This is a genomic window from Klebsiella sp. CB_Kp196, assembly GCF_040061575.1.
Classification (GTDB): Bacteria; Pseudomonadota; Gammaproteobacteria; order Enterobacterales; family Enterobacteriaceae; genus Klebsiella; species Klebsiella michiganensis.
This window is the reverse complement of the sequence record NZ_JBEAFH010000081.1, coordinates 202,888-226,686: the sequence shown is the minus strand read 5'-3', so window position 1 is coordinate 226,686 and position 23,799 is coordinate 202,888. Positions and strand designations below refer to the sequence as shown.

Annotated in this window: 26 protein-coding genes; 11 read left to right on the top strand and 15 right to left on the bottom strand. The window is 55.7% G+C overall.

From position 1 onward, the window contains the following. Nucleotides 1-166 precede the first annotated feature (166 nt). Nucleotides 167-1,540, bottom strand: a complete 1,374-nt coding sequence (gene mdtK / locus ABLU87_RS27640) for an MdtK family multidrug efflux MATE transporter (RefSeq protein ID WP_014229610.1) — start codon at nt 1,538-1,540, stop codon at nt 167-169. 229 nt (nt 1,541-1,769) lie between these two features. Here mdtK and ABLU87_RS27635 point away from each other — a divergent pair, with 229 nt between their 5' ends. Continuing rightward, complete coding sequence (locus tag ABLU87_RS27635) at nt 1,770-2,405, top strand: riboflavin synthase (RefSeq protein WP_025105841.1); 636 nt, start codon at nt 1,770-1,772, stop codon at nt 2,403-2,405. A 29-nt stretch (nt 2,406-2,434) separates the two neighbouring features. On the opposite strand, the gene cfa is transcribed toward ABLU87_RS27635, so the two are convergent. After that, nucleotides 2,435-3,583, bottom strand: coding sequence for a cyclopropane fatty acyl phospholipid synthase (gene cfa, locus ABLU87_RS27630; RefSeq protein WP_014838673.1), 1,149 nt, complete (start codon nt 3,581-3,583; stop codon nt 2,435-2,437). 298 nt (nt 3,584-3,881) lie between these two features. Continuing rightward, complete coding sequence (gene punC / locus ABLU87_RS27625) at nt 3,882-5,066, bottom strand: purine nucleoside transporter PunC (RefSeq protein WP_348865974.1); 1,185 nt, start codon at nt 5,064-5,066, stop codon at nt 3,882-3,884. A gap of 112 nt (nt 5,067-5,178) precedes the next feature. Between punC and punR the strand changes: the two genes are divergently transcribed. Next, complete coding sequence (punR, locus tag ABLU87_RS27620; protein WP_004851483.1) at nt 5,179-6,090, top strand: DNA-binding transcriptional activator PunR; 912 nt, start codon at nt 5,179-5,181, stop codon at nt 6,088-6,090. Between the two features lie 18 nt (nt 6,091-6,108). Here the strand turns inward: punR and purR are convergent, their stop codons facing one another. Then, nucleotides 6,109-7,134, bottom strand: coding sequence for an HTH-type transcriptional repressor PurR (gene purR, locus ABLU87_RS27615; protein ID WP_004851481.1), 1,026 nt, complete (start codon nt 7,132-7,134; stop codon nt 6,109-6,111). A gap of 295 nt (nt 7,135-7,429) precedes the next feature. On the opposite strand from purR, the gene ABLU87_RS27610 reads away from it, so the two are divergent. Both ABLU87_RS27610 and ABLU87_RS27605 read left to right on the top strand, forming a co-directional pair. Beyond that, a complete protein-coding gene (locus ABLU87_RS27610; protein ID WP_049082851.1) occupies nt 7,430-7,519 on the top strand; it encodes a YnhF family membrane protein in 90 nt (29 codons plus the stop codon). Between the two features lie 164 nt (nt 7,520-7,683). Continuing rightward, on the top strand, nt 7,684-8,850 hold the full coding sequence (locus ABLU87_RS27605; RefSeq protein ID WP_049082852.1) for an MFS transporter: 1,167 nt from the start codon (nt 7,684-7,686) through the stop codon (nt 8,848-8,850). 56 nt (nt 8,851-8,906) lie between these two features. On the opposite strand, the gene sodB is transcribed toward ABLU87_RS27605, so the two are convergent. Beyond that, nucleotides 8,907-9,488 carry a superoxide dismutase [Fe] gene (sodB, locus tag ABLU87_RS27600; RefSeq protein ID WP_004851476.1) on the bottom strand — a complete coding sequence of 194 codons (582 nt, stop codon included), beginning with the start codon at nt 9,486-9,488 and terminating at the stop codon, nt 8,907-8,909. Nucleotides 9,489-9,612: 124 nt separating this feature from the next. Beyond that, on the bottom strand, nt 9,613-10,467 hold the full coding sequence (locus tag ABLU87_RS27595) for a C40 family peptidase (RefSeq protein ID WP_122117303.1): 855 nt from the start codon (nt 10,465-10,467) through the stop codon (nt 9,613-9,615). A gap of 339 nt (nt 10,468-10,806) precedes the next feature. Between ABLU87_RS27595 and grxD the strand changes: the two genes are divergently transcribed. Beyond that, entirely contained in the window at nt 10,807-11,154 is a 348-nt protein-coding gene (grxD, locus tag ABLU87_RS27590; RefSeq protein ID WP_004102692.1) for a monothiol glutaredoxin 4, read from the top strand. A gap of 51 nt (nt 11,155-11,205) precedes the next feature. Here grxD and rnt read toward each other — a convergent pair whose 3' ends face one another. The 4 genes from rnt to ABLU87_RS27570 all read right to left on the bottom strand — a co-directional run bounded on the left by rnt (nt 11,206) and on the right by ABLU87_RS27570 (nt 14,194). Continuing rightward, nucleotides 11,206-11,850, bottom strand: coding sequence for a ribonuclease T (gene rnt, locus ABLU87_RS27585; RefSeq protein WP_014229602.1), 645 nt, complete (start codon nt 11,848-11,850; stop codon nt 11,206-11,208). Nucleotides 11,851-11,956: 106 nt separating this feature from the next. Continuing rightward, nucleotides 11,957-12,364: a lactoylglutathione lyase gene (gloA, locus tag ABLU87_RS27580; protein WP_004119471.1), complete on the bottom strand. Its 408-nt coding sequence runs from the start codon at nt 12,362-12,364 to the stop codon at nt 11,957-11,959. A gap of 79 nt (nt 12,365-12,443) precedes the next feature. Continuing rightward, nucleotides 12,444-13,541 (bottom strand): alkene reductase, encoded by a 1,098-nt coding sequence (locus ABLU87_RS27575; RefSeq protein WP_004851469.1) that lies wholly within the window; start codon nt 13,539-13,541, stop codon nt 12,444-12,446. Nucleotides 13,542-13,594: 53 nt separating this feature from the next. Continuing rightward, entirely contained in the window at nt 13,595-14,194 is a 600-nt protein-coding gene (locus ABLU87_RS27570) for a TetR/AcrR family transcriptional regulator (RefSeq protein WP_014229601.1), read from the bottom strand. A 121-nt stretch (nt 14,195-14,315) separates the two neighbouring features. On the opposite strand from ABLU87_RS27570, the gene ABLU87_RS27565 reads away from it, so the two are divergent. Genes ABLU87_RS27565 through sodC form a run of 3 tightly spaced genes read left to right on the top strand, consistent with a single transcriptional unit; the run spans nt 14,316 to nt 16,102 of the window. Then, nucleotides 14,316-14,576: a DUF1289 domain-containing protein gene (locus ABLU87_RS27565; RefSeq protein ID WP_162140793.1), complete on the top strand. Its 261-nt coding sequence runs from the start codon at nt 14,316-14,318 to the stop codon at nt 14,574-14,576. Between the two features lie 48 nt (nt 14,577-14,624). Continuing rightward, nucleotides 14,625-15,521 carry an aldo/keto reductase family oxidoreductase gene (locus ABLU87_RS27560; RefSeq protein WP_032748921.1) on the top strand — a complete coding sequence of 299 codons (897 nt, stop codon included), beginning with the start codon at nt 14,625-14,627 and terminating at the stop codon, nt 15,519-15,521. A 59-nt stretch (nt 15,522-15,580) separates the two neighbouring features. Further along, nucleotides 15,581-16,102, top strand: coding sequence for a superoxide dismutase [Cu-Zn] SodC (gene sodC / locus ABLU87_RS27555; RefSeq protein WP_122117302.1), 522 nt, complete (start codon nt 15,581-15,583; stop codon nt 16,100-16,102). Here the strand turns inward: sodC and ABLU87_RS27550 are convergent. From ABLU87_RS27550 to ABLU87_RS27540, 3 genes are read right to left on the bottom strand one after another with little or no spacing between them, the layout of a single operon-like run. Next, the gene (locus tag ABLU87_RS27550; protein WP_196942017.1) at nt 16,095-18,119 is read right to left on the bottom strand and encodes an FUSC family protein; all 2,025 of its coding nucleotides are present in this window, start codon (nt 18,117-18,119) and stop codon (nt 16,095-16,097) included. The two genes, sodC and ABLU87_RS27550, sit on opposite strands and share 8 nt — an antisense overlap. Continuing rightward, the gene (locus tag ABLU87_RS27545) at nt 18,119-19,015 is read right to left on the bottom strand and encodes an HlyD family secretion protein (protein WP_014229597.1); all 897 of its coding nucleotides are present in this window, start codon (nt 19,013-19,015) and stop codon (nt 18,119-18,121) included. The genes ABLU87_RS27550 and ABLU87_RS27545 overlap by 1 nt, the downstream gene beginning before the upstream one ends. A gap of 10 nt (nt 19,016-19,025) precedes the next feature. Beyond that, a complete protein-coding gene (locus ABLU87_RS27540; protein ID WP_004851455.1) occupies nt 19,026-19,262 on the bottom strand; it encodes a DUF1656 domain-containing protein in 237 nt (78 codons plus the stop codon). 171 nt (nt 19,263-19,433) lie between these two features. Here ABLU87_RS27540 and slyA point away from each other — a divergent pair, with 171 nt between their 5' ends. After that, entirely contained in the window at nt 19,434-19,874 is a 441-nt protein-coding gene (gene slyA, locus ABLU87_RS27535; RefSeq protein ID WP_016810099.1) for a transcriptional regulator SlyA, read from the top strand. Between the two features lie 41 nt (nt 19,875-19,915). Here the strand turns inward: slyA and ABLU87_RS27530 are convergent, their stop codons facing one another. Next, nucleotides 19,916-21,268 carry a GGDEF domain-containing protein gene (locus ABLU87_RS27530; protein ID WP_064357277.1) on the bottom strand — a complete coding sequence of 451 codons (1,353 nt, stop codon included), beginning with the start codon at nt 21,266-21,268 and terminating at the stop codon, nt 19,916-19,918. Between the two features lie 226 nt (nt 21,269-21,494). Further along, on the bottom strand, nt 21,495-21,962 hold the full coding sequence (slyB, locus tag ABLU87_RS27525; protein ID WP_004851450.1) for an outer membrane lipoprotein SlyB: 468 nt from the start codon (nt 21,960-21,962) through the stop codon (nt 21,495-21,497). Between the two features lie 271 nt (nt 21,963-22,233). Here slyB and anmK point away from each other — a divergent pair, with 271 nt between their 5' ends. Together anmK and mliC are read left to right on the top strand one after the other, a co-directional pair. Beyond that, nucleotides 22,234-23,358: an anhydro-N-acetylmuramic acid kinase gene (gene anmK, locus ABLU87_RS27520; RefSeq protein ID WP_032748924.1), complete on the top strand. Its 1,125-nt coding sequence runs from the start codon at nt 22,234-22,236 to the stop codon at nt 23,356-23,358. A gap of 92 nt (nt 23,359-23,450) precedes the next feature. Next, nucleotides 23,451-23,774: a C-type lysozyme inhibitor gene (mliC, locus tag ABLU87_RS27515; protein WP_014229593.1), complete on the top strand. Its 324-nt coding sequence runs from the start codon at nt 23,451-23,453 to the stop codon at nt 23,772-23,774. Nucleotides 23,775-23,799: the final 25 nt, after the last annotated feature.

Sequence of the window (23,799 nt, the reverse complement as noted above, 5' to 3'; positions counted from 1 at the left end):
GTTGTGGCAAGAGGCAAACGTCACTTTTCTTCCAGATTTCTCACGATCGCAGAAGTTTTATCCATATTGGTTATATTTTACTGATGCAAAAGAATATTTCTTCACCAGTATGAGAAAACGGCGCTGAATCAGCGCCGTTGGATAGCGACTTCGCTTCCGCGACGGGTTAGCGCGCCGCGCGTTGTAAAATGACGCTGGAAGGCTGACGCTGCAGGAAACGCATGCGCAGCATCATCATTACGGCGGCGGAGGTGAGGCCAATAATAAAGCCGCACCAGAACCCGGCGGGGCCCATGCGCGGTACCACGATATCGGTCAGCGCCAGCAGGTAGCCGCTCGGCAGTCCCAATACCCAGTAGGCGGTAAAGGTGATAAAGAAGATGGAACGCGTGTCTTTGTAGCCGCGCAGAATCCCGCTGCCGATCACCTGAATGGAGTCGGAAATCTGGTAGATCGCCGCCAGCAGCATCAGCTGGGACGCGAGGGTAACCACCTCGGGATTATCGTTATACAGCAGCGCGATTTGCTTGCGCATCAGAATGGTGAAAACCGCCGTGAAAACGGCCATGCACACCCCGACGCCGACGCCGGTTCTGGCTGAGGTCTGGGCCTCCAGCGTGGAACCCTGCCCGAGACGGAAACCGACGCGAATGGTCACCGCTGCCGCCAGCGAGAGCGGTAAGACGAACATCAGCGAGCTGAAGTTGAGGGCTATCTGATGCCCGGCGACGTCAACGATCCCCAACGGCGAAACCAGCAGCGCCACGACGGCGAAGAGCGTCACTTCGAAAAACAGCGCGAGCGCAATCGGCAGGCCCAGCTGTACCAGACGCTGAATGACGGCGAAATCCGGTTTGCTGAAGCGCTCTGTGTGATGAATATCGCGCATCGAACGCGCGCGGCGCACCCAGAAGAGCATGCTGAAAAACATAACCCAGTAAACCGATGCCGTCGCCACGCCGCAGCCGATACCGCCGAGCTCCGGCATACCAAAGTGGCCGTAGATAAAAATGTAGTTCACCGGAATGTTGACCAGCAGACCGATAAATCCCATTACCATACCCGGCTTGGTTTTCGCCAGTCCTTCACACTGGTTGCGAGCGACCTGAAAGAACAGATAGCCGGGCGCGCCCCACAGCAGCGCCCGCAGGTAGCCGACCGCCTTCTCTGCCATCGCCGGGTCGATGTTATGCATTGAGCTGATAATGTAACCGGCGTTCCACAGCACGACCATCACCAGCAGGGAGACGAAGCCAGCCAGCCAGAACCCCTGGCGTACCTGGTGAGCAATACGCTCGCGACGGCCGGAACCATTCAGTTGGGCAATAACGGGCGTCAGGGCCAGCAGCAGGCCGTGGCCAAAGAGGATCGCCGGTAGCCAGATAGAGGTGCCGATGGCGACGGCCGCCATGTCGGTGGCGCTATAGCCACCCGCCATCACGGTATCGACGAAGCCCATGGCGGTTTGCGCCACCTGGGCGAGTATAACGGGTATAGCCAGTGCTAATAACTGACGCGCTTCAATAAAATACTTCTGCACGTAAACACCTTTATATTGTTGTTATTGGAGGACTAAAAAAGCCGCCATATGTGGCAGCAAGAAGAAAAGCAGAGGGATTTGCCAGACTATTGTAGCGAGGATTAGCCATTTAGCCAGTGAAAAAATTCCACTGCACGTTGTGCGCTGGCAACCTGTTTTGCCACCTGTTATTGTTCGTCATAGCCTAAAACGGTACTGATACCGTCACGAATTTATACAGGAGCAAAATATGTTTACCGGTATTGTGCAGGGGACCGCCAAAGTGGTGGCGATCGATGAAAAACCTAACTTTCGCACCCACATCGTGGAGCTGCCTGAGCATATGCTGGCGGGGCTCGAAACCGGGGCTTCCGTGGCGCACAACGGCTGCTGCTTGACCGTCACCCATATAGACGGCGCGCGAGTGAGTTTTGACCTGATGAAAGAGACCCTGCGTATAACTAATCTGGGCGAGGTTGGCGAGGGCGACAGCGTTAACGTTGAGCGCGCGGCGAAATTCAGCGATGAAATTGGCGGTCACCTGATGTCCGGCCATATTATGACCACCGCGGAAGTAGTGAAAATTCTCACCTCGGAAAATAACCGCCAGATCTGGTTTAAGGTTCAGGACCCGACGTTGATGAAATATATCCTCTATAAAGGCTATATCGGCGTAGATGGGATTAGCCTCACCGTCGGTGAAGTGACGCCAACCCGCTTTTGCGTTCATTTAATTCCGGAAACGCTGCAGCGCACCACGCTTGGGGTGAAAAAGCTGGGCGATCGGGTGAATATTGAAATCGATCCGCAGACTCAGGCGGTCATCGATACCGTCGAGCGCGTGCTGGCGGCGAAAGAGGCGGCACTGAAAACGGCGGCCGAGTAAAAAATATCCCCGCCGATGCGGGGATATTTTTAGCGGGCCACGCGCAGGCCGTGTTCGGCCCCGCGAGAAAAAACCACCTGCCAGAGCTGAATATCGCGCGCGCGGAAAGCGCCAGCGCAGGCATTCAGATAATAGCTAAACATACGTTTGAAGCGTTCCGAGTAGTTGTCGGCGATTTCCGGCCAACTGGCGAGGAAGCGCTCATACCAGGCCATCAGCGTCGTGTCGTAGTCGGCACCAAAATTATGCCAGTCTTCCATAACGAAATGCGATTCGCTGGCTTCGGCAATATGGCGCACCGACGGCAGGCAGCCGTTAGGGAAGATATATTTGTTAATCCACGGGTCAACGCTATGATCGGTTTTTTTCGAACCGATGGTATGCAGCAGGAAACGACCGTCGGGTTTCAGATTACGATCGACCACATCAAAATAGGTGGCGTAATTTTTAGGCCCGACATGTTCGAACATGCCGACGGAAACAATACGATCGAAGCTTTCGTGCAGGTCGCGATAGTCCTGGAGCAGGATGGTGACGTCGAGGTCCGCGCAGCGCTGCTGCGCCATTTTCTGCTGCTCTGCCGAGATGGTCACGCCAACCACGCTGACCTGGTAATGTTTGGCCATGTAGTAAGCCAGCCCGCCCCAGCCGCAGCCGATATCGAGTACCCGCATCCCTGGCTCAAGCTCAAGTTTACGGCAGATCAGATCTAATTTTGCCTGCTGCGCGTCATCGAGAGTCTGCGCGTCTTTCCAGTAAGCGCAAGAGTACTGCATATAGGGGTCGAGCATGCGGCTGAACAGATCGTTACCTAAATCGTAATGCTCTTTACCGACAATCCAGGATCGTTTTTTACTTTGCAGATTGAATAAGCGTGCGCTGGCGATACGCAAGGTATCTTTGAAATGATGGGGAAGCTGATTTTCCAGACCGGCGCGTAAAACTTTATGGAAAAATATATCCAGCCGCTCACAATCCCACCAGCCGTCCATATAGCTCTCGCCTAACCCCAGCGACCCTTCCTGTAAAACGCGCTTAAAAAAGAGAGGGTTTTTAATTCGCAGGTCGGAGGGAGCAGGACCATTAATTTCAATGCCCGCACGGCCTAATAATTCAGCTGCAATTCGGTACCAGTCATCATTTGGTACACTTACTTCTTCTATACACGATGAACTCATAGCTTCTCCATCACGCCCAAGTGATCAGAACCTTAAAACAGCGTAGACGCTTTTTTGGCTTTGTGAGAAATCTCACGGATAATCCGTGAGGCTGCTATCCGACGTAGAACAGAGGAAGGGAGGTAACCCTTGCCGAAAGGCCTTCCATGGTGAAACGGGATGCATCCTGCTCCCGTTAAAATCAATTAGTTTTCTATTTATGTGACGCCAGATCCAGTATAGGCCGCTAAAAACAGGCTTTCAACAAAAATATCTTAGCAAGCTAATTACTGGATCTTATCACTATCAGTACATTACCTTAAGAATGTGACGATTTTGTTGCCAGATGCGCGGCTTTGTGCTGCATGCGGTAGCCCATCCCGGCCAGCACGATGGAGACCAGCATCACGCTGGTGGTCGTTTGCAGCGGGGTGGCAATCAGCGTCGAGACCAGCAGGCTGGTAAGGAAACAGAGGCCAAGCTGCAGGGTGTTTTGCAGCGCAGCGGCGCGACCGGTCGCCTGCGGGAATGGCTTCAGGGCCTGCGCGACGACGATAGGGTAAATACCGCCATTTACCACCGCCATGGCGCAGAACGGAATCATCAGACCAACGAGCGTGGCGTTTTCCCGCAGGCCTACCAGCCAGGTGGCGGCGACGCTGAGGGCGAAAATAGCCAGCAGCCAGGGCAGAATTTGCTGGCCCTGCCATTTTTGCAGCGCCGCGCGGCAGCCATAACCGCCCACCAGAAACGCGATAGTTTGCGGAACGTAGCTCAGGCCGATAACGGTCGGGCCATAGCCCATTTCATGAAGAATAAACGGCGACCCCGTCAGCCAGGCAAAAAAGCTGGCGGAACAGGCGGCGTAGATGAGCACGTTACCGCTATACTCGCGCGAGCGCAGCAGGGTGAGAAACGTGAGCTTCTGCTGGGCGCTGGCAACCGGTTTGTTCGCTGGCTTCAGGCGCAGGGCGGGCAACATCAGCAGCAGGGTAATCGCGAACAGCACGGCAAAAATAGCCTGCCATTCAAAATGGACCAGCAGCCAGCTGCCGAGCAGCGGCGCCAGCGCCGGCGATAAACCGACCAGCGGCATAATGGCGGCGAAAATCCGGTTGGTTCTTTGCGCTGGATAATAATCGGTGACCATCGCCTGCCAGGTCACCGCGGCGGCGCAAACCCCCAGGGCCTGAATAAATCGCAGCGCGAGCATCAGGTTGGCATCGCGAACCCACAGCATCCCCAGACAGCCGATAGCAAAAATGGCCAGCCCGCTCAACAGCACCGGCTTGCGGCCATAGCGATCGGAAAGGGGCCCCCAGAAAAGCTGGCCCAGCGCAAAGCCTGCCAGGAACAGGCTCAGGCTAGCGCTGACGGAGGCCGCAGAAGTGTTCAAATCTTGTTGCATGGCGGCGAAAGCCGGAAGATACATATCGGTCGCCAGAAAGCCCAGTACGCTGAGTCCAGCCAGCCAGACTAAAAATCCTTTCCCAGGTTGTTGCATCATCTTCTCTTTTTATTGTTGCAGGTACGATGGCGCAGAGTGTAGGGAGTGCATTAAGGCTTGTGAAACGCTAATATTTGTCAGGTGAATTCAAAAATTTTGCAGGCAGAAAATGTGGTCCGAATACTCGCTTGAAGTTGTCGATGCTGTCGCCCGTAACGGCAGCTTTAGCGCCGCAGCGCAGGAACTGCACCGCGTACCCTCGGCCGTCAGCTATACCGTGCGTCAGCTGGAGGAGTGGCTGGCGGTACCGCTGTTCGAACGCCGTCATCGTGATGTGGAATTAACGCCGGCCGGCGTCTGGTTTTTACAGGAGGGGCGCTCTGTTATCAAAAAAATGCAGATCACCCGCCAGCAGTGCCAGCAGATAGCCAACGGCTGGCGCGGGCAGCTCTCTATTGCGGTGGATAATATCGTTAAACCCACGCGCATGCGGCAGATGATCGTTGATTTCTATCGTCATTTTGATGACGTCGAACTGATTGTTTTTCAGGAGGTGTTCAACGGCGTCTGGGATGCGCTCGCCGACGGTCGCGTGGAGCTGGCCATCGGCGCGACGCGCTCAATTCCGGTAGGGGGCCGCTACGCCTTTCGCGATATGGGAATGCTGAGCTGGGACTGCGTCGTCGCGAGCCACCATCCGCTGGCCAAAATGGCCGGGCCTCTGAGCGATGACGTCCTGCGCAACTGGCCGTCGCTGGTCAGGGAGGATACCTCGCGCTCGCTGCCGAAGCGGACCACCTGGCTGCTGGATAACCAGAAGAGGGTGGTGGTGCCGGACTGGGATGCCTCAGAAACCTGTCTCTCCGCCGGACTGTGCGTCGGTATGGTTCCCGGGCATTTAGCGCGCCCGTGGCTTGATAGCGGCGCATGGACGGCGCTGGAGCTGGAGAACCCCTTCCCGGACGCCGCATGCTGCCTGACGTGGCAGCAAAGCGATGCCTCGCCGGCGCTGCTATGGCTGCTGGATTACCTTGGCGATAGCGAAACGCTAAACCGGGAGTGGCTGCGGGCGCCGGAATGACCGACGCCGCGGGAAAGGTTAACGGCGATAATCAACAAACGGGCCATCGGCCACGGAACGGCGCTCGACCAGGCGAGGGTGGACTTCAATCGACTGCGAGATTTCACGCTTATTAACGATGCGGTCCAGCAGCATGTTAAACGCCGCTTCGCCAAGAGAGTCTTTAGGCTGATGAATGGTGGTCAGCGCCGGGCTAAAGTAGCGGGCGTTGCGCACGTTATCATAACCGATCAGCGAAATATCCTGCGGCACGCGCAGACCCATTTCATCCGCCGCGCAGATGGCGCCCATCGCCATAATATCCCCGCCGCAGAAGATGGCCGTTGGGCGAGGGTGCTGGCCGAGAATCTGCTGCATGGCGCGGTAGCCGGATTCCGGCTCAAAATCGCCCTGCACAATCCAGTTTTCCGGAACGCTAATCTGCGCCTCTTCCATCGCTTTCATAAAACCTGCCAGCCGGCCTGCGCCGGTGTTACGCTCCAGCGGGCCGGGGATCACGCCGATATCGCGATGCCCGCGTTCAATAAGGTAGCGCCCGGCGATATAGCCGCCTTCAAAGGCGTTATCGACAACCGAGTCGGTGAAGTCGGCTTTTGCCTCGCCCCAGTCCATCACTACCATCGGAATATGACGATACTCTTCCAGCATGCTTAACACCGACTCCGGATACTCGGAGCACATCACCAGCAGGCCGTCTACGCGTTTCTGCGCCATCATTGACAGATAGGCGCGCTGTTTCTCAGGGTCGTTCCACGCGTTGCCGAGGATCAGGGTGTAGCCCTTCTGGAAGCAGCTCTTCTCGACGGCTTCGATAATCTCAGCGAAATAGGCCGCTTCGCTGCTGGTTGCCAGCAGACCAATAGATTTGGTGTGATTGACCTTCAGGCTGCGGGCAACGGCGCTGGGGGAGTAATGCAGTTCTTTTATTGCCGCCCACACCGCATTGCGCGTCTCTTCCGCAACGAATCGGGTTTTGTTAATCACATGTGACACTGTTGTAGTGGAAACGTTTGCGCGCTTCGCTACATCTTTAATAGTTGCCATTACTTCTCACTCCAGACCTTGACCTGATCGTCTGTTTATCGGTACGTAAACGTTTGCCTGTACACACCCTGGCGCCAAAATTGAGCATGGCATCACGTCGGGAAAACGACACAGAACGACAGGAAGGGGTCAATGGCCGATACGCTTTCAAATTAGCGTGGGATTTTGTCCGATCTTGGGGCAAAGGGGAAGAGCAAAAATGTGCATCACTCTAAATCTCGGAAGATTTTTACGCTATTCTGTGTAAAAATGAGCAAGCTCACTTTTCATGTGGGGATAATCAGGGGAAAAATTGATGGATACAAATTTAAAGTTTTCGCTGACGACGACGATTATTGTTCTTGGTTTGATTGTTGCCGCAGGTTTGACTGCAGTACTGCACTAATTATGCGATAAGGGAGGGGCCGCTCTCCCTTTCTCTCCGCCATTATTATCATTTTCGCAAAAATCTTTTGCCATTTCGTTCACTTTTGTTTTTCTGTGATTGATGTCATGCTTTTGACTTCTGATGAGATGCCGTCGCGGAAGGCGGCCTGATGGAGTCCCTGCATGAAAATCAATTTTCCCCTGCTCGCGCTGGCGATCGGTGCCTTTGGTATCGGCACAACCGAGTTCTCCCCGATGGGGCTATTACCGGTTATCGCTAAAGGCGTGGACGTTTCGATTCCGGCGGCGGGAATGCTGATTAGCGCCTATGCCATCGGCGTGATGGTCGGCGCGCCGCTGATGACTCTGCTGCTCTCCCACCGCGCGCGCAGAAATGCGCTGATCTTTCTGATGGCGATTTTTACCCTCGGTAACGTACTCTCTTCCATTGCTCCGGATTACACCACGCTGCTGCTGTCGCGCATTATTACCAGCCTTAACCACGGCGCCTTCTTCGGCCTGGGTTCAGTGGTGGCGGCGAGCGTTGTGCCAAAACACAAACAGGCCAGCGCCGTGGCGACGATGTTTATGGGGCTGACGATAGCGAATATCGGCGGCGTTCCCGCGGCGACCTGGCTGGGCGAAACCATCGGCTGGCGGATGTCGTTTCTTGCCACGGCGGGGCTGGGCGTGATTGCGATTATCGGTCTGTGGTTTTCTCTACCGAAGGGCAGCGCCGGCGAGCGCCCTGACGTCAAGCAGGAGCTTTCCGTGCTGATGCGTCCGCAGGTGCTGTCGGCGCTGCTGACGACGGTACTGGGGGCAGGGGCGATGTTCACGCTTTATACCTATATTTCTCCCGTTTTGCATACCATCACCCACGCCTCTCCGCTGTTTGTGACCGCCATGCTGGTGCTGATTGGCGTCGGCTTCTCGCTGGGTAACTACCTTGGCGGTAAGTTTGCCGACCGTTCCGTTAGCGGGACGCTGAAGGGCTTTCTGCTGCTGCTGATGGTTATCATGCTGGCGATCCCGCTGCTGGCGCAATCGCAGATGGGCGCGGCAATCAGTATGGTGGTCTGGGGCGCGGCGACCTTTGCGGTGGTGCCGCCTTTGCAGATGCGCGTGATGCGCGTCGCCCACGAAGCGCCGGGGCTGTCATCATCGGTCAATATTGGGGCTTTTAACCTCGGAAACGCGCTGGGCGCGGCGGCGGGCGGCGCGGTGATCTCTGGCGGCCTGGGCTATGCCTTTGTCCCGGTGATGGGGGCGATTATCGCAGGCGTGGCGCTACTGCTGGTGCTGTTCAGCGGCCGGGCGCAGCCGGAAGAGGCGTTCGCCAACCGTTAATATTGCGTGAAGTCATACAATAACCGCAGAAGCTGCAAGGCTTCTGCGGTTTGCTTTTATGCAGCCAGATTAGCAGCAACAAACTTCCAGTTTACCAGCGCCCAGAAGTGCTCCAGATAGTTCGGACGGGCGTTACGGTAGTCGATGTAATAAGCGTGTTCCCAGACATCCACGGTCAGCAGCGGAGTTGCGTCGCTGGTCAGCGGCGTACCGGCGTTGCTGGTGGAGACAATAGCCAGGCTACCGTCGGCGTTTTTCACCAGCCAGGTCCAGCCTGCGCCGAAGTTTTTTACCGCTGCGTCGGTGAATTTAGCTTTGAAATCAGCGAAGCTGCCGAAGGACTTAGCAATAGCCGCCGCCAGTTCGCCTTGCGGTTCGCCGCCGGCGTTCGGCGCGAGGCAGTTCCAGTAGAAGGTGTGGTTCCAGACCTGAGCTGCGTTGTTAAAAACGCCGCCATCGGAAGAACGCACGATCTCTTCCAGGGTTTTGCCTTCAAACGGGGTGCCTTTGATCAGGTTATTCAGGTTGGTGACGTAGGCCTGGTGGTGTTTACCGTAGTGGTATTCCAGGGTTTCTGCGGAAATGTGCGGCGCCAGGGCGTCTTTTGCATATGGTAATGCAGGTAATTCGAACGACATTGCTACTCTCCTTTTTATAGTTTGCCTGCGTAATAACCATGTATTACGCAGGGTAATAATAGTAGCAAATTAAAAGATGTGGCAAAAGAGAGAGTTACCCTGCCGCCGCAGCGACAAGGCACAATTAGCGAATGGTTTTCGGCGTCATGACGCGACGCGCGCCAACGTAGTGGCGTACCCAGTAATCGTCGCTTAATGAGGTGATCTGAATATCGCGGCCGGTACGCGGAGACTGGATAAATTTGCCGTTGCCAACGTAAACCCCGACGTGATCGGCAGTGCCGCGCCCGCGGGTGCGGAAGAAGACGAGATCCCCGCTTTGCAGCTCGCCGCGATCCACCGGACGGGCGTCGCGCAGGTGATACATCTCATTGGCGGTGCGCGGAATGTGAATTTTAACCAGGTCCTTATAGGCGTAATAGACCAGACCGCTACAATCAAACCCGGTACGCGGAGAGGTGCCGCCCCAGCGATAGGGTTTGCCAATCTGATCCATCAGCTTGGACATGGCGGTGCTTTGCGCCTTTTGTACCCGAGCTTTATGCGCGTCGGCGATGGTCAGCTGCGGCTCGTCGGCAATCGGTTTGCAGCGGGTTTTATAGCCTTTACGCACCGCGCACTTTTTCTGCACGCTTGCGGTTGCCAGCTTGCTTTCCGCTATCGACCTTGTCGAGCTGGCGCACAGTTTTTTATAGCCTTTGCGCAGAACGCATTTTTTTGTGGCGCTGGCAGTCTGGCGTGACGCGGTTGATTTGCTGCGGCTGGCGGTCGACGTTTTCTTGCTGGGGGTTTTGGCGGTGGTTTTACTTTTAGAACTGGCTGCTTTTTTCTTACGCTCTGCGGTCGTGCCCTTGGCCGGATGCGCTTTTGGCGTGGCCGAAGCGTGCGTATGCCCGGAAGCATGCGCCAGCGGCGTAAGTGAAATAGATGTGAAAAGTAATGCACAGAGCGAAATCGCGATTTTGTTAAGACGCGCCACTGAGCAATCCCCTGATTAAATTACAGACATATACAGATGCCTGACGATGAATGACAAACCGCATCGATTCTAAAGCATAAAATCGTGGAGAGTTACTACTCTTTTGTATCTAACGTCTCGTTTGGTTAACATTTGCAAAAAAATGCTTCCGTCAGCGGTACCCGCGCGTGAAAAACGCGCAACGCGTTGCCGCGTATAGCAATAAAATGATATTTTTAAGGCAACTTATGCCGACAGAAGATAAAATGTGGCAAGTGAAAAAAATGTTATTATCGGTCCTGCGCCCAGGGCGCTACAATGACAAATTACTGCCGTAAAGAAGTTTAAGGAAGCACGACAATGAGCACGACTTTAGAAAAAATCCAACGTCAAATCGCTGAAAACCCGATCCTGCTGTACATGAAAGGGTCGCCAAAGCTGCCAAGCTGCGGTTTCTCCGCTCAGGCCGTTCAGGCGCTCTCCGCCTGTGGCGAACGTTTTGCCTACGTCGATATCCTGCAAAATCCGGACATCCGCGCAGAGCTGCCGAAATACGCTAACTGGCCGACCTTCCCGCAGCTGTGGGTTGACGGTGAACTGGTCGGCGGCTGTGACATCGTGATTGAAATGTATCAGCGCGGCGAACTGCAGCAGTTGATCAAAGAAACGGCCGCGAAGTACAAGACTGACGAACCGAAAGCAGAGTAATTCGGCTGCCAATAAAAAAGCGACTTCCGGTGAAGTCGCTTTTTTTATCGCTTACTCTTCGGCCACGGGTAATGGCCAGCCGCCAAGGCGCTTCCAGCGGTTGACGATTTCGCAGAACAGTTGGGCGGTTTGCTGGGTATCGTAAAGCGCCGAGTGTGCCTGGGTACCATCAAATGCCATTCCCGCGGCAATACAGGCTTTCGACAGCACCGTTTGACCCAGCGCCAGGCCGCTCAGAGCCGCGGTATCGAAGGTCACGAACGGATGGAAGGGGTTACGTTTCAGGCCAGCCCGCTCTGCCGCCGCCATGGTAAAGCTGTGATCGAACGTGGCGTTATGCGCGACCATAATCGCGCGGCTGCAGTCGCTCTCTTTCATTCCCTTGCGGACCATTTTAAAAATCGCGTGCAGCGCATCGTATTCGCTCACCGCGCCGCGCTCGGGATCGTTAGGGTTAATACCGTTAAAAGCCAGCGCTTCGGGCTGCAGGTTGGCGCCTTCAAAAGGCTCAACATGAAAATGCAGCGTTTCGTCCGGCATCAGCCAGCCTTCCTCATCCATTTTCAACGTAATAGCGGCGATCTCCAGCAGGGCGTCGGTTTTGGCATTAAACCCGGCGGTTTCAACATCGATTACCACAGGATAAAAACCGCGAAAACGGTCGCACAGACCATTAAGTTGAACGTTCTCGGACATCAGATTCTCTTAGCTGGAAAAAAGTAGCGCGCATTATGGCAAATTTTGCCGCGGCTTGCAGCAGGAAGGGGATAAAACAGCAGGCACCGCGGGTGCCCGCAGCCGATTAGTTGCCGAGGCCTTTTCCGGCGTCTTTCTCTTCAATCAGTTCAATTTTATAGCCATCCGGATCTTCGACGAAGGCGATGACGGTGGTGCCGCCTTTGACCGGGCCGGCTTCACGGGTCACGTTACCGCCGTTCTGGCGGATACGCTCGCAGGCTTCGGCCGCGTTTTCAACGCTGAGCGCGATATGGCCATAAGCGCTGCCGAGATCGTACTTATCAACGCCCCAGTTATAGGTCAGCTCAATCACGGCGGTATCGCTCTCTTCGCCGTAACCCACGAATGCCAGCGAGTATTTATACTCAGTGTTTTCGCTGGTGCGCAGCAGTTTCATGCCCAGCACGTTGGTGTAAAACTCAATAGAACGTTGCAGGTCGCCAACGCGCAGCATGGTGTGAAGTAAGCGCATAATGTCCCCTATGCAGTTTATTTTGATACATCAGAGCGTTGAGTATAGCGGCGATAACCCGCCGCTATCAATGGAGGGATTACAGGGTAGGGTAATCGGTATAACCTTCCGCGCCGCCGCCGTAGAAGCTTTCCGGACGCTGCGGATTCAGCGCGGCCTTCTTCTGCAGGCGCGCGACCAGATCCGGGTTGGCAATATAGTCGCGACCGAAGGCCACGGCATCGATCAGGCCTTTACCGATCAGATCGTTTGCCTTTTCCACCGTGTAGGCGCCAGCGCCGATAATAGCGCCCGGGAAGCGGTCGCGGACTTTCTGACGGAATTCATCGCTGTACGGTTGGCCGCCAGCCCAGTCCGGCTCGGACATATGCAGGTAAGCAATACCGCGTTTGGCCAGCGCTTCGATGAGATAGAGCGCGTCGGCTTCTTCATTCGGGCCATTATCGACGTTCTGGAAGCTGCCGATAGGCGAGACGCGAATCCCGATACGGTCGGCGCTCCACTCTTTACTCGCCGCATCAACCACTTCCAGCACCAGGCGAGCGCGATTTTCCACGCTGCCGCCGTACTGGTCAGTACGATGGTTGGAAGAAGGGGAAAGGAATTGGTGCAGCAGGTAGCCGTGCGCGGAGTGCAGTTCGACAAGGTCAAAGCCGGCATCGCGGGCGTTGCCTACCGCCTGGCGGAAATCATCAACGATCCCCGGGATCTCGGCGGTTTCGAGCGCGCGCGGCATCGAGGTGTCTACGCGAATAGCGTGGCCGTTTTCATCACGCAGCGAGGTACGGGTGCCCGCGCTAATGGCCGATGGCGCAACCGGCGCGGCGCCACCCGGCTGGATGCTGCTGTGGGAAATGCGCCCGGTGTGCCACAGCTGAACGGCAATACGCCCGTTTTCGGCGTGTACGCCGGCGGTGATTTTTTTCCATGCGGCAATCTGCTCCGGGCTGTGCAGGCCCGGTGCGCCCGCGTAGCCTTTAGCCTGAGCGGAGATCTGGGTGGCTTCGGAAATAATCAGACCTGAGCTGGCGCGCTGGCGGTAGTATTCGCCCATCAGCGGGGTAGGAATATCGCCCGGTTCAATGCTGCGCAGACGCGTCAGCGGAGCCATAAACACGCGATTCGGTACGGTTACCGCACCCACTTTCAACGGGGTAAACAACTTTGATTCTGACATAATGACTCCTGAGTAGACCGGTCGTCTTGAAACGGGGTAAATAAAAACGCCTGTTAAACGGCAGGCGCAGCAATAATACGTTTGGCGTGGGCAAGGGCGCTTTCCAGCGGCGTTGCGCTACGCGTAATTTTAGCCTGCAGATTCGCCCCCAGCCACAGGGAGTAAAGCACCTGCGAGAGCGTTAAGGCGTCTCCGTCAAACGCAAGGCTGCCCTCCTGACGGCCTTTCTCCAGCGCGTCGCCGAGGAGAACGATGATCTGGCTGGCGCCTTTATCCATCGCGGTGCGCATATCTTCCGATAGATCGCAGACCTCTGCCGACAGCTTCACCGTCAGACAGCCGCTGATGATGCCCTGCTGGCAAAACTGCGTCAGCGTATGCTGATAGTAGGCCAGGAGGCGATCGCGATAGTTCCCCTCGCCGTGGTCAAAATGATCGACCAGGCGCTGAAGATATCCGGCGTAGTGATGGTCGAGCAGCGCAACGCCAAAGGCTTCTTTAGAGCGAAAGTAGTGATAGAAAGAGCCTTTCGGCACCTCCGCTGTTTTCAGCAGTTCGCTCAGACCCATACCGGTAAACCCCCGATGCATGCAGAGCTGCTCGCCGGTGGCCAGGATATGTTCGCGGGTGTTACATTCACTGTGCTTGTTCATGGCGCTCACTGTAATAGACCGATTGGTCTAATGCAAGTCATAATTAAAAATGCCGCCTGGCGCAGAGGCTGATGAACAAAATTTGCGTACGGCGGATGAAACGTCTTCAATAAAGAAAGAGATGAGCGGCAGGAGAGGCGAAGTGGCTGAACAACTGGAATTCTTCCCGGTACAGAGTCCGTGCCGGGGGATTTGTCAGTCTGATGAACGCGGCTACTGTCGGGGGTGTATGCGTAGCCGCGACGAGCGTTTCAACTGGCAGAAAATGAGCGATGCGCAAAAGCAGGATGTTTTGCGTCTGTGCCGTCAGCGGCTACTGCGCAAATTACGCGCAGCTAAGCAGGATAGTGCGGAAGAACCGCAGCAACCCTCACTGTTTTAAGCCTAAAATTGCGTATACTCAGGGCACTTTTTTATTGAGGAAGCTGTTATGGTTCAGCGTATTGCTATGGCTCCGCAGGGGCCGGAATTCTCTCGTTTTGTGATGGGCTACTGGCGTCTGATGGACTGGAATATGTCCGCTCAGGCGCTGGTGGGCTTTGTTGAGCAACACCTGGATCTGGGCATTACCACCATCGATCATGCCGATATTTACGGTGACTATCGCTGCGAGGCTGCGTTTGGCGAAGCGCTAAAGCTGGCGCCGCATCTGCGCAGCAGGATGGAAATTGTCACCAAGTGCGGGATTGCCACGAAAGCGCGGGCGGAAAACACCATCGGCCACTATATTACCGACCGCGACCATATTGTTCTCAGCGCGGAGCAGTCGCTGCGTAACCTTGCCACCGACCATATTGACCTGCTGCTGATTCATCGTCCGGACCCGCTGATGGATGCGGATGAAGTGGCGGAAGCCTTCCTGGCCCTTCACCATAGCGGCAAGGTTCGTCACTTCGGCGTATCGAACTTTACCCCCGCCCAGTTTACCCTGCTGCAGTCGCGCCTGCCGTTTACCCTGGCGACCAACCAGGTGGAAATTTCTCCGGTTCATCAGCCGCTGCTGCTTGACGGTACGCTGGATCAGCTTCAGCAACTGCGTATTCGCCCGATGGCCTGGTCCTGCCTCGGCGGCGGTCGTTTGTTTAACGACGACAGCTTCCAGCCGCTGCGCGATGAGCTGGCGCGCGTTGCTCAGGAGCTGAATGCGGAGAGCATTGAGCAGGTGGTGTATGCCTGGATCCTGCGCCTGCCGTCGCAGCCGTTGCCGATTATTGGCTCAGGGAAAATGGAGCGCGTGCGTTCCGCGGTGGTGGCCGAAAAGCTGAAGATGTCCCGCCAGCAGTGGTTCCGTATCCGCAAAGCGGCGTTAGGCTACGACGTTCCGTAAACCCCATCACCTCCGCAATGGCCTACACTTAGTAGCGACAGAGCCATTAAGGAGGTGTTATGCAACGATGTATTCTCGCCATACTTACCCTGGCCGCGTGCGCAGGCGCGCAGGCGGCCAGTGAAAGCGTCGATATCAATCTTGTCACCAGCCAGAGCGTCGGTCAGGCTATCGGTAGCGTTAAAATCAGCGAAACCGCGAAAGGCCTGGAATTTACGCCAGACCTGAAGGCGCTGCCTCCCGGCGAGCACGGCTTCCATATCCACGCCAACGGCAGCTGCCAGCCCGCGATTAAAGAGGGTAATGCCGTCGCCGCTGGCGCGGCAGGCGGGCACTACGATCCGCAAAAAACCGGTAAGCATGAAGGTCCCGACGGCGCCGGTCACCTCGGCGATCTGCCGTTCCTGGTGGTCAATAACGATGGTAAAGCAACCCAGCCGGTGGTCGCGCCACGCTTAAAAACGCTGGATGAGGTTAAAGGGAAGGCGCTGATGATTCACGTGGGGGGCGACAATATGTCCGATAGCCCGCAGCCCCTTGGCGGCGGCGGCGAGCGGTTCGCCTGCGGCGTGATTAAGTAGTTCTTTCCGTTAAGGTGCCGGCAATGGGCGCCTGCTCCAGCTGCGACAGCGCGCACCACAGTCGCCAGATAACCGCCGCCAGCTCTTTGGCTGCCGGCTGGTGGTGGTGATTAAGCGCGTCGCAGATGCGCTGCAGCTCCTGCAGCGTCGAGGCGAGTGGCCGCTGCTGTACCCCGCGCTCGCTCATCACATCCCGCAGCAGGCTGATGCATAAATCGCGCACCTGCGATAGCGGGTCGGAACGGGTTTCCCACTCGCGAAGCTGCCACACCACGTGGGAACAGTTGAGCAAAACCACGCCCCAGCGCAGCAGCCAGCGGCGCGCCAGCGCATCCTGGCTATTGCTGAGCTGGCTGATGTGGTGATAAACCAGCGATTCAAATTCATGCTCGCTATGCTGCGGGCGGCGGCTTAGCTGGTCGACAAAGTGACGCCGTAACGCACGGATATGACGGCGGCTTTTACGCGCGTCTGAACCCGGGCTGATGATGGCGAACGCCAGCCAGGCAAGGCCGACGCCGATGATTTTGCCCAGATTATCGTTAAGAAACGATGCGTAGTCGTAGACCGGCGGGTTGGTCACCGAAATAAATGACCCCATAAATACAATCAGCTGCCCCCACAGTACGGCGAGCTTAGGCATCTGGAGTTTCAGCAGTTGCATGGTGGTCAGCAGGGGAAACAGAAACAGCAGGAACTGCCATAAATCGGTTATCTGCACCATCAGGCCAAACTTCACCACAAAGCTAAAGAGTGAAAGCAGGATCAGGGTACGCATCAGCAGCGTTAGTGACTTAAACGGCGAAGGAGAGACCGAATAGAGCACGCAGCAGATCGCCGCCAGGGTCAGGGCTGCAGCGCAGGCCTGCCATTGGGTGCTAATTCCCCAGGCGCCGACCATCACCAGCGCGCAAAAGGTGCGTACGCCGTTCCATAAGGCTTCGGCCTGATCGGTATGGCGGGCCAGCGCTGGCGCGGAAGGTACGTTAAATTCGGTTATCGCGCTGGCGTTTTCGATGCGCCTGAGCCAGCGGCTGCTCTCCAGATAAAGACGACAGAAGTAGCGCAGACGCTTCCAGAAGGCGATATGCCGGTAGTCAGCGTCCGCGGGGGGCGCCAGCGGAGCGATGATGCGGGCAACGCTCAGGGCGTCGGCGTTGGCATGAGATAACTCGTTGAGCAACGACTCCAGTATCTCGCGGGTGCGGGCGGGCGCGGTGGGCCAGTTGAGCAGCATTCGCCGCAGGCTCGAAATCACGCTGGTCATTCGCAGCTGTTGATGCAGCAGGTAGTTCAGCAGCGGGTTTTGCCGACGAAAGCGATAGTGGCTCCAGAAAGCCTGAATGCGCAGCAGATTCATGGTCAGGATTTGCCCGATCACGCTCTCGTGCGCGGTGCGAATGGCATCGGTCGTTTCCGGCACCCACAACAGGCTGGCGTGTTCCAGCAGGCGCGCATGCATGTTTTTCAGCGCCGTCAGCAGCGTAGCGCCATCGGAGGTGCTCGGTAAGATCATCATCATCAGCCCGCCGCACAAAATACCGACGATGACTTCGCAGACGCGCGACTGGGCGATGGTCCACAGTTCGTTCGCGTCGGTGATATTGATAACCGGGAAAGCGATAATCGCGCAGGTGTAGCCCGCAAGCTGGAAAGCGTAGGCGACGTTATTGGTAAACATCGCGCAGGCCCACGTGCAGAGGGCTATCCACGCCGAAATGCTGAACAGAAACAGCCACGGATCGTTGAGCGTATGCCCGGCCAGCAGCAGCGCCGCGCAGGCGCCGAGCAGGCTGCCGGCAATACGCCCGAAGCTTTTGCTGATCACCCCGCCGACGGTGGGAAAGCTGACCACCGCGGCGGAGGTCATCGCCCAGTAGGGTTCGTCAAGATTCAGCCAGTAGGCGACGCTCAGCGCCAGGCACATGGCAATCCCGTTACGCAAGGCATAGCGCCACTGCGGACGGCTGGCCTTAATCCACGGGAGCGAGCGCCACGTCAGAGCCTGCAGCTTCATTATTGCGCGCCGATGGCTACGGTGCAGGTGGTACCGGAGACCAGGATGGTATCCGGCGGCAAATGATCAAACTCAATACGCACCGGCACGCGCTGGGCAAGTCGGACCCACGGAATATTCGGTTTAATGTTCGCCACCAGATCGCCGCCGCTCTCCACGCTCTGGTCGACGATGGCGCGTCCGATGCTGCTCACGTGACCCTGTAACTTCTGCTTGCTGCTATAAAGAATGATCTGCGCGCTGTCGCCGGGACGGATATTGCGCAGTTTCGTTTCTTCAAAATAACCCACCACGTAGAAGGAGCGGCTGTCCACGAGGGCGAAAACCGGGTGGCCAACGGCGGCGTAGTCGCCAACCCGGGTTGAGAGATTGGTGACCCAGCCGTCAACCGGCGCTTTTATTTCCGTCTGCGTGAGCTGCCATTGGGCGTGATCGAGGGTTGCCTGCGCCACGCCAACCACGGCCTTAGCGGCTTCGAGGTTGGTCGTGGCGGTATTCAGCGCGGTGTTGGCGTTTTCTAAATCTTCTGCCGAGATAAAGTTCTGTGAAAGATGACGCCGACGGCTGGCATCGCTGGCGGCTTTTTTCTGTTCTGCCTGCGCGCGGGCGACTTCCGCTTTGGCTTTAGCAAGCTGCGCCCGGGCGTTGAGCAGGGCGATTTTATAAGGCGTGTCATCGATTCTGAACAGCACGTCTCCCGCTTTAACCAGCTGGTTGTCGCGCACGTTGAGCTGCAGGATGCTGCCGGAAACCTGGGGCGTGACGCCAACCTGCTCGGCGCGGACCTTGCCGTCGCGGGTCCACGGGGATTGCGTGTAGTAATTCCAGACCAGCCAGGCGGCAATAATAGCCAGCGCGGCGACCAGCAGCGTGGATAAGTATTTTAGTTTCTTCATGTAATGAACATTACCAGATAGTCAGTAAAACCAGCGCCAGACAGACGGAGAGCGCAAAGAAGGAGAGGTCCATTAGCAGGGGATGCCAAATCTCGCCTGCATACATCCAGTCCCGCAGCTGGCGGTGGATAATCAACCAGATAAAAAAGCCCAGCAAAACGGCTTTAAAGACGGGAGGGAAATAGACAGAAGCGCCGAACACCAGGTCCTGGAGCGACAATCCGGCAGTGTTAAGACTCAGTTTCACAAGCAAAAATCCTTTGCCGTTGCAGGAAGAATGTTCAGGTTATGCGATTATTCACATTGTAAATCATTGTTCTGATTTTAGTGAATCGGGTAATTCATTTGTTTTGGTAATTTAAATGCTGCACACTATTCTAAAATCAGTATAATAACTTAGCAAGCTAATTATAAGGAGATGAAATTGGAATCGCCACTTGGTTCTGATCTGGCACGTTTGGTGCGCGTCTGGCGCGCGCTAATCGACCATCGCCTGAAACCTCTGGAGTTAACGCAGACGCACTGGGTCACGCTGCATAACATTCACCAGCTGCCGCCTGAACAGTCGCAGATTCAGCTGGCGAAAGCCATTGGTATTGAGCAGCCGTCGCTGGTTCGCACGCTCGACCAGCTGGAGGAGAAAGGGCTTATTTCTCGCCAGACCTGTGCTAACGATCGGCGGGCAAAACGTATCAAGCTTACCGAAAAAGCCGAGCCTCTGATCAACGAAATGGAAGAGGTTATCGGCAAAACGCGTGATGAGATTCTGGCCGGCGTATCTAAGGAAGAGGTGGAAACGCTGCTTAATTTGATTCGTAAACTTGAACACAATATTCTCGATCTCCAGGCAAAAGATTGACCTTAGCGAGGCCTTGAGGACTCTCAAGGCCTCTTTTTTATTTATTCACGCCAGACCACTACGCGGTTACGCCCGCTGTTTTTCGCTTCATACATCGCGGTATCCGCGCGCTTAACGCACTCTTCTGCCGAAACGTGCGCATCCTGCGTGGTGAACACGCCCATACTGATGGTCATTCTCTCCGGTAATCCCTCCTGCTTCTCGCTGACCGACAGGCGGATACGTTCGGCGATTGCCAGCGCTTCGTTGGCGCCGATATTCACCAGCAGCACGGCAAACTCTTCCCCGCCGATACGCGCGGCAGCGTCGTCCTGGCGCACGTTGTTCTGCAACACGCTGGCAGCAAACTGAATCACCTTATCTCCCTGCACGTGACCGTAGGTGTCGTTGATGCGCTTAAAGCGATCGAGGTCGCAGACGATGACCGACAGCGGCTGTGAAGCGGAAGCCTTCGACAACCGCTGGGTCAGGGTGTCATAGAAATAGCTGCGGTTATACAGCCGGGTCAGGGGATCGCGAATCGAGTTCTGGTAAGAGCGGACGTATCTTTCGTTTGATTCACGATAGAGTATAAAAACGTCACCAAGCAGAATTAAAATCAGAAACAGGGTGCTCAGCGTTTCAAAAAGCCGCGCCTGGTTCCAGGAGTGAGCGTTACCGCTAACCGTGGAGAGCAGCACCAGCAGCGTAAAGATATAGGCGGTACAAAAAAAAGCGCCGCTGTACCAGAATATATTACGCAGCCGAGTCAGGCCGATCAGTAAAATCAGCGTTAATGACCATATGATAATTAATAGCCAGCCAATTCGATTATGCCATAGTGGCGTAAAGGTGTAGGTTAGATTGTCAATGAATTCAATGCTTAGCAACGGCGAGTTGCTTGAATGAACCCACGATAATATGAGCGTTGCGGTGATAAAAATAAAACAACTACTGAGCACCGCGCCGTGAATTTTTCTTGAGTGGCCGGTAATATGTCGGATGCGATATAAAATAATTGAGGTTATAAATAAAACAGCCATCATTACGTTGCGGAAAAAATAAAAAATCAGCGCGTCATTTTGATTGATCTCGCGCCCCTGAGCGCAGACCAGCCAGTCGGGATAGCTGCCTATCGTTCCCAGCATCAGCAGGGCCGAGCAGGTAAACGCGAAGGCTATCGGGGCCAGGTACAGCTGTTTTTTATCACACAGATATTTCATGCCCATAAAGCAGGCAATCATAATATGAAAACCCATCAGTGAAATAGTTAGCACAGGGAAAAGCATGGATGATGTTGTAGAAATACGATGAATTAATGAGGTGGTAATAAAATTAACCACAGCAATAGAAAGACTGCACGCGATAGCGTAAATAAATATCCGGTAGGGTAAGCTTTTTATATTAACGCGCATAGTCAACATCCCTGAAAAATGCGAAGGTAAAACGACAGAATTGCCGCAATGTTTAAATAATACTGGCTGGAGAATACTTGATGGTGACGGGCGGAATATTGCGCGGGCGCAAATTAGTGCATGTATAAAAGAAAAATATAAATATATATGAATTATTTATTTACGCTGGGAAAATAATACGTATTTTATATCAATAAGCGGCCCGTCCGGGCCGCAGAGAGAAGATTTAGCGCGGGGAGACCGTCACCTGGCTGCCGCTGCCGGCAATGGCTACGCGCTGGCCGACGGAGAACGGCGTGCTGCCTTGCTTCTGCACTACCATGATGGTGTTACCGTCATCTTTGCGGATTTCCAGCTCAACGCCCTGAGTTTTGTTCATCGCGCCCTGTACGCCCTGACCGGCTACGCCGCCGGCGACAGCGCCTGCCGCCGTTGCGAGGGAGCGACCCGTGCCGCCGCCAATGGTGTTACCGAGGAAGCCGCCGAGCACCGCGCCGCCGATAGCGCCGATGGCGTTGCTGTCATCTCCGCCCTGAATCTGCACCGCGCGGGTATGCACAATGGTGCCGTAGGTCACGCTCTGGACCTGTTTGGCTTCAGATGCGGAGTAAACATCGCCGGACAGGCCGCTGCTGCTGACGCAGCCTGCAAGCGTAAAACCAATCATCGAGACAGCCAAAACACGTAAAATCATTTATGAATCTCCTGTTCACCAAGAAGCGTTCTGTTGAACTTCCTTGTAGCCAATTATATGGCATTTAAGCGTCTGCTGGCATAGCAGATGCAACGACTATACAAAAAATAATAATCAGAGTCGTCTCAACCTAAACTAAACACAAGTTCTTTACCCTAAGAACCGGCAGCGCTGCTTGTATTGTTAAAAAGTATTATAGCAGCGTAGCTTTGCCCCCTCGTTTATGATGGAGTGTGGGGATATACGAGAGTCATGGAATGAAGGAAAGCGTATGAAATCAGGCCGCTTTATCGGCGTTATGTCCGGCACCAGCCTTGATGGTGTTGATGTTGTTCTCGCAGCAATTAATGAAAATCTGGTTGCCCAGCAGGCCAGCCTGACCTATCCCATCCCCATCGCGATTAAAGAAGATATCCTGGCCATCTGCCAGGGGCAGCCGCTGACTCTCTCGCAGCTGGGGCGGCTCGATACGCGCCTGGGACGGCTATTTGCCGATGCGGTTCTGGCATTGATGGCTCAGGAAAAGCTTAAGGCGGCGGACATCATCGCTATCGGCTGCCACGGCCAAACGGTCTGGCATGAGCCAGCAGGCGATGCGCCGCATACTCTGCAGATTGGCGACAATAACCAGATTGCCGCGCATACCGGCGTGACGGTGGTCGGGGACTTTCGCCGTCGCGATATGGCGCTCGGCGGGCAGGGCGCGCCGCTGGTCCCGGCGTTCCACCACGCGCTGCTGGCGCACCCGGTTGAGCGTCGAATGGTTCTCAACATTGGCGGGATCGCCAACCTCTCTTTGCTGGCGCCAGGTCTGCCGGTGCGCGGCTACGACACCGGCCCGGGCAACATGCTGATGGATGCGTGGGTCTGGCGTCAGTGCGGTAAACCCTTCGATAAAGACGCACAGTGGGCCAGCGAGGGTAAAATTGTGCTGCCGTTGCTGCAGGATATGCTAAGCGATCCGTGGTTTGCGCTGCCGGCGCCAAAGAGCACCGGTCGTGAATACTTTAACTACGGCTGGCTGTCGCAGCATCTGGCGCGTTATCCGGGGCTTCGCGCCCAGGACGTTCAGGCGACCCTTGCGGAGCTGACCGCCGTCAGCATCAGTGAACAGGTGCTGCTCAGCGGGGGATGTGAACGTCTGTTGGTATGCGGCGGCGGGGCGCGCAATCCGCTTCTGATGGCCCGTCTGGCGGCGCTGCTGCCGGGAACCGAGGTATCGACGACCGATGAGGCGGGGATCAGCGGTGATGATATGGAGGCGCTGGCTTTCGCATGGCTGGCGTGGCGGACGCTTGCCGGACTACCCGGCAATCTCCCTTCCGTGACCGGCGCGTCGCAAGCTTCCGTGCTTGGTGCGATTTTTCCGGCCAATCCGCCGCAAAATCAGAGTTAACTGAAATCACCCGCGCCGGTTTCTTCGTAAACTGGACAGCGTTGAGGGAGGGCGTTATGCCTTCCCGGACCGGGAAAGTCGAAGGCAAATTGATGAAAAAAATTCTTATTCTTGCTGTACCTTTTATGCTGGCGGGCTGTAGCTATTACAACCAGTTTGTCGAGCGGATGAATACGGACACCCTCGAGTATCAGTGTGACCAGAAACCGTTGACCGTCCATCTCAATCATACTCGCCAGCAGGTCAGCTTTATTTACGATAATCAGCAGCTCAATTTACAGCAGGGGCTCTCCGCCTCTGGCGCGCGCTATACCGATGGCGTTTACGTTTTCTGGTCGAAGGGCGATAGCGCCACCGTCTATAAACGGGACCGTATCGTGCTGGAAAACTGTCAGCTGCAAACCGCCAAACGTTGAGATTTCAGCCATGGGGGCGCACAAT